Origin of the sequence: Acinetobacter sp. TUM15064, assembly GCF_008980265.1 — a bacterium.
Classification (GTDB): domain Bacteria; phylum Pseudomonadota; class Gammaproteobacteria; order Pseudomonadales; family Moraxellaceae; genus Acinetobacter.
Map to the genome: position 1 here is coordinate 58,815 of NZ_BKFU01000014.1, position 9,410 is coordinate 68,224.

Annotated in this window: 6 protein-coding genes, 2 tRNA genes, 1 other RNA gene and 1 pseudogene; 7 read left to right on the plus strand and 3 right to left on the minus strand. The window is 42.0% G+C overall.

Going from position 1 to position 9,410, the window contains the following annotated elements:
• Window positions 1-13: 13 nt before the first annotated feature.
• An RNA gene (gene rnpB / locus GBI16_RS06705) (RNase P RNA component class A) lies at window positions 14-391 on the plus strand.
• 73 nt (window positions 392-464) lie between these two features.
• Window positions 465-541, plus strand: a tRNA-Met gene (locus GBI16_RS06710).
• 161 nt (window positions 542-702) lie between these two features.
• Here GBI16_RS06710 and GBI16_RS06715 read toward each other — a convergent pair.
• Complete coding sequence (locus tag GBI16_RS06715; protein WP_086208090.1) at window positions 703-1,119, minus strand: hypothetical protein; 417 nt, start codon at window positions 1,117-1,119, stop codon at window positions 703-705.
• Window positions 1,120-1,297: 178 nt separating this feature from the next.
• On the opposite strand from GBI16_RS06715, the gene GBI16_RS06720 reads away from it, so the two are divergent.
• A tRNA-Met gene (locus GBI16_RS06720) sits at window positions 1,298-1,374 on the plus strand.
• A 118-nt stretch (window positions 1,375-1,492) separates the two neighbouring features.
• Here GBI16_RS06720 and GBI16_RS06725 read toward each other — a convergent pair.
• A complete protein-coding gene (locus tag GBI16_RS06725; protein ID WP_086208089.1) occupies window positions 1,493-3,118 on the minus strand; it encodes an NAD+ synthase in 1,626 nt (541 codons plus the stop codon).
• Between the two features lie 205 nt (window positions 3,119-3,323).
• Here GBI16_RS06725 and GBI16_RS06730 point away from each other — a divergent pair, with 205 nt between their 5' ends.
• The 4 genes and pseudogenes from GBI16_RS06730 to GBI16_RS06745 all read left to right on the plus strand — a co-directional run bounded on the left by GBI16_RS06730 (window position 3,324) and on the right by GBI16_RS06745 (window position 7,441).
• Window positions 3,324-3,830 (plus strand): type IV secretion protein Rhs, encoded by a 507-nt coding sequence (locus GBI16_RS06730; protein ID WP_086208088.1) that lies wholly within the window; start codon window positions 3,324-3,326, stop codon window positions 3,828-3,830.
• A 183-nt stretch (window positions 3,831-4,013) separates the two neighbouring features.
• Window positions 4,014-4,970 (plus strand): metal-dependent hydrolase, encoded by a 957-nt coding sequence (locus GBI16_RS06735; protein ID WP_086208087.1) that lies wholly within the window; start codon window positions 4,014-4,016, stop codon window positions 4,968-4,970.
• 14 nt (window positions 4,971-4,984) lie between these two features.
• Window positions 4,985-5,830: an SDR family oxidoreductase gene (locus GBI16_RS06740; protein ID WP_086208086.1), complete on the plus strand. Its 846-nt coding sequence runs from the start codon at window positions 4,985-4,987 to the stop codon at window positions 5,828-5,830.
• Between the two features lie 72 nt (window positions 5,831-5,902).
• Window positions 5,903-7,441: pseudogene (locus GBI16_RS06745) on the plus strand (flavin-containing monooxygenase).
• Between the two features lie 145 nt (window positions 7,442-7,586).
• Here GBI16_RS06745 and gltA read toward each other — a convergent pair.
• On the minus strand, window positions 7,587-8,861 hold the full coding sequence (gltA, locus tag GBI16_RS06750) for a citrate synthase (protein WP_004695551.1): 1,275 nt from the start codon (window positions 8,859-8,861) through the stop codon (window positions 7,587-7,589).
• Between the last annotated feature and the right edge of the window lie 549 nt (window positions 8,862-9,410).

Consider the following 9,410-nt stretch of genomic DNA (forward strand, 5'->3'; position numbering starts at 1 on the left):
TACTATGCGCCTCGAAGTGAGCCAGACGATCGCTGCTGTGGAGATCTCCGTGATTGAAGCAGGGGAGGAAAGTCCGGGCTTCATAGGGCAAGGTGCCAGGTAACGCCTGGGCGGCGTGAGCCGACGGAAAGTGCAGCAGAGAGTAGACCGCCTTCATTATGGTTTCGAGCAATCGAAATCGGAGGTAAGGGTGAAAGGGTGCGGTAAGAGCGCACCGCATGGCTGGTAACAGTTCATGGCATGGTAAACCCCACCGGAAGCAAGACCAAATAGGGATCCTTTAGGCATGGCCCATGCTGGATCCGGGTAGGTCGCTTGAGCGTATGAGTGATTGTACGCCTAGAGGAATGATCGTTCTCGACAGAACCCGGCTTATCGGCTCACTTCAACAAATTTTGATCAATTAAGCGCGCAAGGTACTTGACGTACTGGTGAGAACACCACATAATGCGCGCACAGTTTACGGCTATGTAGCTCAGTTGGTTAGAGCACCGCACTCATAATGCGGGGGTCACAAGTTCAAGTCTCGTCATAGCCACCATTTTTATAGATCATGCTCTCAGCATGATCTTTTTTTTTGTGGGAAATAAAGGCTGTAAAACTGTTTTTATTGACTGGTTATTTCTGAAGTGGCTTTGTGGTTTGTTGTACTGTTATTTCGATATTTAAAGCAAAGCTGTGACTACTGATATATTTTATCTTCTAAAATTTTCCCTCGCAGTTCATGTTTTCAGGCGTTAAATTGATCTGCATCTGTAAGTTGTGAATGTGTTGCCAGTTGGCTTGATGTTCGGGCAATGCAAAAATTTGATGATCGACTAAATTGAGTTTTTTTAAAGAGATGTGCTGACTTGCACAGTAGCGTCCTTCGGCTCTTTCTAAAGCTAAGTTTTGCTGTGCTGTTGGACTTAAGCGATCTGCGGTTAGTATTTGTTGTTGTCCTTTGGCATAGTTGACCAGTATCTCTCGGTCTTTTAGGCTAAAGAGTAGATTTGAGTTGATATAGGCCGCTACATCACGCCGTACACCGTTATAGTTGGTGATCATGGGGGAAATCAGCTGACAACTGCTCAATGCTACAGTGCTCAGGATGATGAAAAGACTAAAGTCTTTTTTCATTACCTTTCTCGTAAATATGTTTAAGTTAAATACAGCTTGCAGCATAAAAATAAGTTTAAAAAGAGTGGTTTGCTGAAAAATTGCTAGTTTAAAGTGTATTTGTTTATGGAATAACCATTTGTGTGTAAAAAGGGTTGACGCTTGTCTTTGAACTTTGCATAATGCGCGCACAGTTTACGGCTATGTAGCTCAGTTGGTTAGAGCACCGCACTCATAATGCGGGGGTCACAAGTTCAAGTCTCGTCATAGCCACCATTTTTATAGACCAAGCTCTCAGCTTGGTCTCTTTTTTTGTGTGTGAAAAATATATTTTTATTTTTTAAATGAAAAATAGCCCAAACATTTGTTTGGGCTGTTTTGATTGGGAGATAGCTTATACGCCAGCTTTCCATCCATTTACGATTGGGTAGCGACGTTCACGACTAAATGCACGTGAGCTGATACGTGGCCCAATTGCACCTTGGCGGCGTTTGTATTCATTGAAATCGACCAAACGAATTACTTTTGCAACCACTTCAGCATCAAAGCCTTTGGCAATGATGTCATCTTGGCTCATATCTTCTTCGATATATGCATACAAAATGGCATCCAGTACATCATACGGTGGTAAAGAGTCTTGATCTTTTTGATCTGGACGTAGCTCTGCTGAAGGTGGACGAGTAATCACACGCTCAGGAATCACAGGCTTGTCGGAAATGCTGTTACGGTATTTTGCAAGTTCAAACACAATGGTTTTATACACATCTTTCAATACGGCAAAACCACCCACCATGTCGCCATAGAGCGTGCAGTAGCCCACAGCCAATTCTGATTTGTTGCCTGTAGATAGCACTAAATTACCAAATTTGTTTGATAAACCCATCAGCAGTGTACCGCGGGCACGTGCTTGCAAGTTTTCTTCAGTTGCATCCGCAGGGCTGTTGCCAAAGAACGGATAAAGTGTTTGCATAAAGCTGTTCACAATCGGGTTGATTTCAGCAATCCCGAAAGTTACCCCCATACTTTTTGCTTGTTCAGCCGCATCTTCTACACTGATTTGAGCGGTATAGGTATATGGCATCATTACGGCTTGGACTTTGTCTGCACCAATTGCATCGGCAGCAATGGCAAGAGTCAGAGCTGAGTCGATCCCGCCTGATAAACCAAGAATCACTCCAGGGAAACCTGAGCGCTGTACATAGTCACGGGTCGCCATCACTAAGCTTTGGTAAATCTCGGCCATAGTGTCTAGAGCAGGCGGTAGCGCATTGACCTTAAAGGCTTGTTGTTCTGCTTCATATTCCGCGAAATATAGGGCTTCTTTAAAGCTTTCTGCTTGAAGTGTAATAGAACCATCTTTAGCGATTACAAAGCTTGTACCATCAAAGATCAGGTCATCTTGACCACCGACTTGGTTCACATAAACCAAGTTGAGGTTCATTTGTTTCGCAAGGGCAGACATGGTTTCAATGCGATGCTGAGGTTTACCTACTTCGTATGGTGAAGCATTTAAAATCAAAGCCGTTTCAACATTCAGTTGTGCCAGTTGTTGTACGGTTGAAAGTGACCAAACATCTTCACAAATCAACACACCAAACTTATGTTCAAGATATTCAAAAACAAGGTGTTGATGTCCTTCAGTGAAGTAACGCTTTTCATCAAACACGCTGTAATTTGGCAAGTTTTGTTTGTTATACACACCCAAAACCTGTCCATCTTTCATGACCGCAGCTGCGTTATAGCGTTGACCGTCTTCAGTTTGATTGACAAAACCAAAGACCATCACAATGTCTTTTACTGTTTTAAGTTGTTCAAAAACTTGTTGCGTGCGTTTGGTTAGGCTTGGACGTAGAAGTAAATCCTCTGCTGGGTAACCAATGCTCGAAAGTTCTGGAAAAATAATTAAATCAGCATTTTGTTTTTTTGCTTCATTGGCTTGTTCCACCATTTTCAGGGCATTTGCTTCGAGGTTGCCAATGTGCGGAGAGAACTGTGCAAGTGCAATTTTAAAACTTTTCATTTCCAACTAAATCCTATACCTATAGGGATATATACACGACGATTGAGTTTGTTATAGCTATAAGTTCAACGTAGTGCAATTGACGAAAAACAAATAGAAGTATTAATCAATAATAAGTGCGAATACTATATACGAAATGCGATTTTTTTTAAGGGATATTCTAAAAAAAATCCGTAAATGTCCTTAAAAAGAACAAATTATTCTAATGTCTTTATGGAGTGTGATTGTGTGGTTTCAACCGCTTTTACAAAAAATACAGCAAAAGTTTGAACTTAAAAACCGTCCTCTGACTGAAGCTGAAAAAAAGCTCGCCAGCAGTATTTTCGGGAACAGTCTGAACATGGATTCGGTTCGAATTATCGCACATCGAGCAGTGCTGCCGCATTATGCGATTAGCCCGAATGGACATGTCTATTTTAATATCAAAGACTGGTGCGAAAACTTTGCCGACCAACCGATTCATCAACAAGCTTGGTTGATTCATGAGCTGACACATGTTTGGCAAATTCAGCAGGGACTCGCTGTAGTCCGTAAGGCGCTTTTTAACCGTCAATATCGTTATGCATTAAAACAAGGGAAGCAGTTTTTAAGCTATGGCATCGAACAACAGGCGCAAATGGTGCAAGACTATTTTCTTAAAAAACACTATGGTGAAGAGTGCTCGGCCTATGAGCAGTGTATTCCTTTTGTGGCACACAAAGCCTCGTTTTGACCCCGATAGATAAATCTGCAGAGTGATTGTTAGACAACAGATTTTAAAGTCATAAATTGCAAATTATTTGAAGAAAAATGCCAGTGGCATAGGGGAAGTGGACTCTTATTTTGAATGCAAAGCACAGGTAAAAAATCGTGAGATTGAGCCTGAAAACGAGCTAAAAATAAGAAGGAATGTCCTATGCGTATCGCTCTTCCATTAAAAGGTAAAGCCAGCCGATTTTTTGCGGGACCAGTATTCGATGCTGAAAAACAGTCTGCGATTATTCCGATTCGGCATATGAAATTTGACTTTGAAGCGGAGAAAATTGATCCCAAATTCTACTTAAATGCCGAGTTGGCGAGTGCTTACTTTGCATCACTCTCGATCTTTCTGACCTATGGTGAAGACTTGGTGATTGATACCGCCCGTTATCACCGCGATTTCCTCACAGACTCTGTATTAAAACAACGTGTGACGTCTTTGATTGGTCAGGAGGCACTGCATTCAAAGTTACATGAAGAATTGAACGATACTTTCAAACAGGTGGATTTGCCGGTTGGCATTTTTCGTTATTTAGCCGAAATCGTTTTTGACTACGGTTTTAACCGTTTACCACAACCGATGAAATTGTCTTTGATGGCGGGCATTGAACATTTTACCGCAGTGCTGTCCGAATACATGATGAATCATGAAGAGATTTTCTTCGATTCTCAAGATGAAAAACAACGGGCGATTTGGATGTGGCACATGTTAGAGGAATCTGAGCACAAAGACATTGCGTATGATGTGTTTCAATCGCTTTCCAATAACTATGCTTTGCGTATTGCAGGCTTTTTTCCAGCGCTGATCACTATTTTACTGCTGATTTCTGTGGCATCAGTTTTTGTCCCGTTTTATCGCAAACCGTCTAATTTGCTGAGTCTCAGTTATTGGAAGGATGTGCCGCGGAGTTTCAGTCTCTTGTTTGGGCTGAAAAGAGGTGTTTATGGCAGTAGTTGGATGCATATTTTTGACTATTTACGTCCGAGCTTTCATCCGAATGATTATGATACCTCTGCATTTTTAGATTATTACAAAGAGCGTTTACTACATCCAGAAACAGGAATGTTAACCCCCTATTTCACCAAAGAATTTACTCCAGTACTGAAATCATAGAAGGGGGCGATGACATGGGACTGTTGAATAAAAAAAATAAACCAAGTCAAAAAGCTTATGCGGTTGTAACGGGTGCAGGCAGTGGTATTGGTCGTAGCTTTGCACTGGAATTGGCCAAGCGTGGTGGTGATGTCATCTGTGCAGATATTGACTTAAGCTCGGCACAGGAGACGGTAGATTTGATTCAGTCGATGACATCTTCGTCAGCCTATGCGGTGCACTGTGATGTTGGATTAAAAGAATCTGTACACACTTTGGCGGAGCAAGCGGAACAGTTTTTGGGGCATCCTGTTACCTTGCTCATCAATAATGCAGGAGTTGGGTTGGGTGGCAAGTTTGATGAGGTGTCGCTAGAGGATTGGCAGTGGTGTATGCACGTCAACTTGTGGGGGGTAATCCATGGTTGCCACTACTTTGTACCCAAATTTAAACAGCAAGGTTTTGGTGCCATTATCAATGTGGCATCGGCTGCGGGCTATACTGCAGCCCCTGAGATGACAGCGTATAACGTAACCAAGTCTAGTGTTTTGGCACTATCGGAAACACTAGCTTCAGAACTTCATACTTATAACATTGCAGTCAATGTGCTGTGTCCAACCTTGGTGCCGACCAATATTATGAAGAATGGGCGTTTGCCGAGTCGCTATTCTGGACTGGCTGACAAACTGCTGATGAACCATGCGTTTACCACCAGTGATGCTGTGGTCAGAAAAACCTTGAATCGTTTAGATGCAGGCAAGCTTTATACCATTCCACAACCTGATGCCAAATTGTTTTGGTGGATGAAACGCGCATCGCCAAGCTTATACGTCAAGCTTTTAGGTCTGGGTTATCCACTGTTTAATCAAATCACAAAATAAGAACAGAGAAAAATGAATATAGAAATGCAATTAGAGATAGAGCAAGCAGATGTGCAAGAGCCGTCTGATCAAATGCAAGATCAAACGACAACGTCAAAAAGTGCGGAAGCTCAACCTAAGCAGGCTCGTAAAAAGGCTGTACTTAACCCTAAAGCCGTACATACATACGATACTATTGTTGTGGGTGCTGGGATTTCGGGCATTGCTGCGGCTTATAAAATGAAACAAGTCGGCTATCAGGACTATCTGGTATTAGAAAAAGCGGAGAGCGTTGGTGGCACGTGGCGTGATAATAATTACCCTGGCTGTGGTTGTGATGTACCCTCGGCCTTGTATTCATTTTCCTTTGCACCTAGTCATCAATGGAGCCACTTATTTGCGTAACAACCTGAAATTTTAAGTTACTTGGAACAGGTGGTTGAGCAGTTTGAGCTGCAAGACAAAATCCGTTTTCAGCATGAGTTGCTCAGCGCAAAGTGGAATGAAGAGGCGAGTATTTGGCAACTCAAAACCTCTCAGGGGGCATATCAAGCACGAACCGTGATTTTTAGCACAGGGCCGATTACAGAACCATCCTTACCTAACATTAAAGGGATAGCGGGATTTAAAGGAGAAATGTTCCATTCAGCCCGTTGGAAGCATGATTATAACTTAACGGGAAAGCGGGTTGCCGTGATTGGAACTGGCGCATCGGCCATTCAGTTTATTCCACAAATTCAACCGTTTGCGAAGGAGCTGATCGTATTTCAGCGAACTGCGCCGTGGGTTTTGCCCAAAGCGGATATGCAATTGAATGCTAGCGTGAAATCGCTGGTGGCCAAATTCCCGATGATTCAGCAAGGTTGGAGGAAGAGTGTTTCCAGTATTTTAAATGGGATCAACTTTGGGCTACGTCATCCTTCACTGCTTGAGCCAGTCAATTTTTTAAGCCGTCAATTATTGAAATTGCAAATACAGGATGACGCCTTACGTAAAGCTGTAACGCCTGACTTTTCGATTGGCTGTAAGCGACTTTTATTTGCCAATAATTATTATCCAGCACTGCAACAAGACAATGTAACGCTGTTGCCACAAGGTTTGGTTGAGATTGATGGGCAGACTGTCATTGCTGCAAATGGTGAGCGATTTGAGGTCGATGTCATTATCTGGGGAACTGGTTTTGAAGTGGCACACCCTCCGATTGGACAACGGGTATGGAATGCCCAGTGTGAGCGATTGGCTGACCTTTGGAAGGGCAGTTCTCCAGAAGCGTACTTGGGGACAAGTTTGGAAAATGTACCGAACGCATTTTTGGTATTGGGGCCAAATATCTTGGTGTATGACTCTTTTATTGGGATTGCTGAAGCGCAGATTCAGTACATTGTAGATGGTCTACTAAAAATGAAGCAGCAAGGCTTTAAACGTATGATGGTCAAGCGAGATGTTCTGCGTTATCACAATGCCAAGGTGCAAACTCATTTGAAAACCACAGTATTTAACCGAGGTGGCTGCTCAAGCTATTATTTAGATCAAAATGGGCGTAACTTCGCGGCTTGGCCGTGGTCCTTGGCTGAGTTAAAGCAACATTTATCTGCACTTGAGCTAAAACACTACGATGTTGTTAAAGCTTAGAGTAGCTTTATTAACAGTAAAATCGCCTGAATTTGCACAGACTGCGAATATTCAAATGATGTTATTGATACATTGTTGATTTGAATTACGCCATATAAAAAAACCACCCATGCGGGTGGTTTTTTATCTATCAACGCAGACCGAATTAACGGTTGATGTCGCGTTGAACTTCGCCAGTGTAAAGCTGACGAGGACGACCGATCTTGTACGGACCGCTGTGCATTTCTAACCAGTGGCTGATCCAACCAACAGTACGTGCAAGCGCGAAGATCACTGTAAACATTTCTGTCGGGATACCAATCGCTTTAAGGATGATACCTGAGTAGAAGTCTACGTTCGGGTATAAGTTACGTTTGATGAAGTACTCATCAGAAAGCGCGATACGTTCAAGTTCCATAGCAAGAGCAAGCTGTGGATCGTTGATGCCAAGCGCACCAAGAACTTCGTCGCAAGTTTCTTTCATTACTTTCGCACGTGGATCGAAGTTTTTGTACACACGGTGACCGAAGCCCATGAGTTTAACTTCTTTAGTTTTCACTTTTTCCATGAAGTCAGCAACGTTCTCTACAGTGCCGATTTCATCAAGCATTTTAAGAACAGCTTCGTTCGCGCCGCCGTGAGCAGGGCCCCAAAGTGCAGAGATACCTGCAGCGATACATGCGTATGGGTTAGCACCAGTAGAACCAGCTAAACGTACTGTAGACGTAGAAGCATTTTGTTCATGGTCAGCGTGAAGAGTGAAGATACGGTCCATTGCTTTAGCAAGGATAGGATCTACTTTGTAATCACGGTCTGCTGGAGTAGCAAACATCATGTACAAGAAGTTTTCAGCGTAGCTTAAGTCATTACGTGGGTAAACGAATGGTTGACCTACAGTGTACTTGTAGCTCCACGCAGCCAAAGTAGGTACTTTAGCAATTAAGCGGATTGCTGTAATTTCACGGTGATCAACATTTTCGATGTCTAAGTTGTTGTGATAGAACGCAGAAAGCGCACCAACTACACCAACCATGATCGCCATAGGGTGAGCATCGCGACGGAAACCATTGAAGAAACGGCTAACTTGATCGTGAACCATGGTATGGTTACGAACTTTAGCATCAAATACTTCTTTTTGCTCAGCTGTTGGAAGCTCGCCATTGAGAAGTAAGTAGCAAGTTTCTAAGTAGTCAGCTTTAGTTGCTAACTGGTCGATTGGGTAGCCACGGTGTAAAAGAACACCTTTGTTACCGTCGATGAAAGTGATTTTAGACTCGCATGCAGCAGTAGCCATAAAACCAGGATCAAAAGTGAAGTGACCTGCGGCCAATACATCCTTAACGTCGATTACATCTGGGCCCAATGTGCCGCTGTAAATTGGTAATTCAATTTCTTTGCCATCAAGCTGTAAAACGGCTTTTTTGCCAGTTGCTTCAGACATTCAATAGATCTCCTGTCCTGGTGAATGTTTTATCTGACTCGAAATACTCATCTTTTAATGCACGAATCAGACGGATTAAAAATTTGCTCTAAGAGTAGAGAGTACTGAAATTTTGTCAATTATACTTATGGATAAAATGATAACTGCCGAGTTTATAGTTAAGATTTAATCCGTTAAAATTTGCATAAAATCACAGCACCGACACACTATAATAAGTTAATTCATGGAGCAAGTGCATAAATAAAAAATGTTGCTGGTGGAATTGTAAGCAGTTTTATATCCAAAAAAGTTCTTTAAAAGAGTAAAAAATCAAGTTGCAGTGTATTTACATTTATTATGATTCTCGTAACTTACGATAAATTTTTTACTGAAAATGGTGCTTTATTACTCATTGTTAAAAACAATAAATTCATTCAAAAAAAATATTTATTTGTATAAAAAAACAGCTTATTTACCATTTCGAAAACGATATATCAGTCACTTTTTTTATTTAAATGCATAGGGTAATTTTGTTTTAATTAAAATTTATTACGAGATATTTCAAGCTTG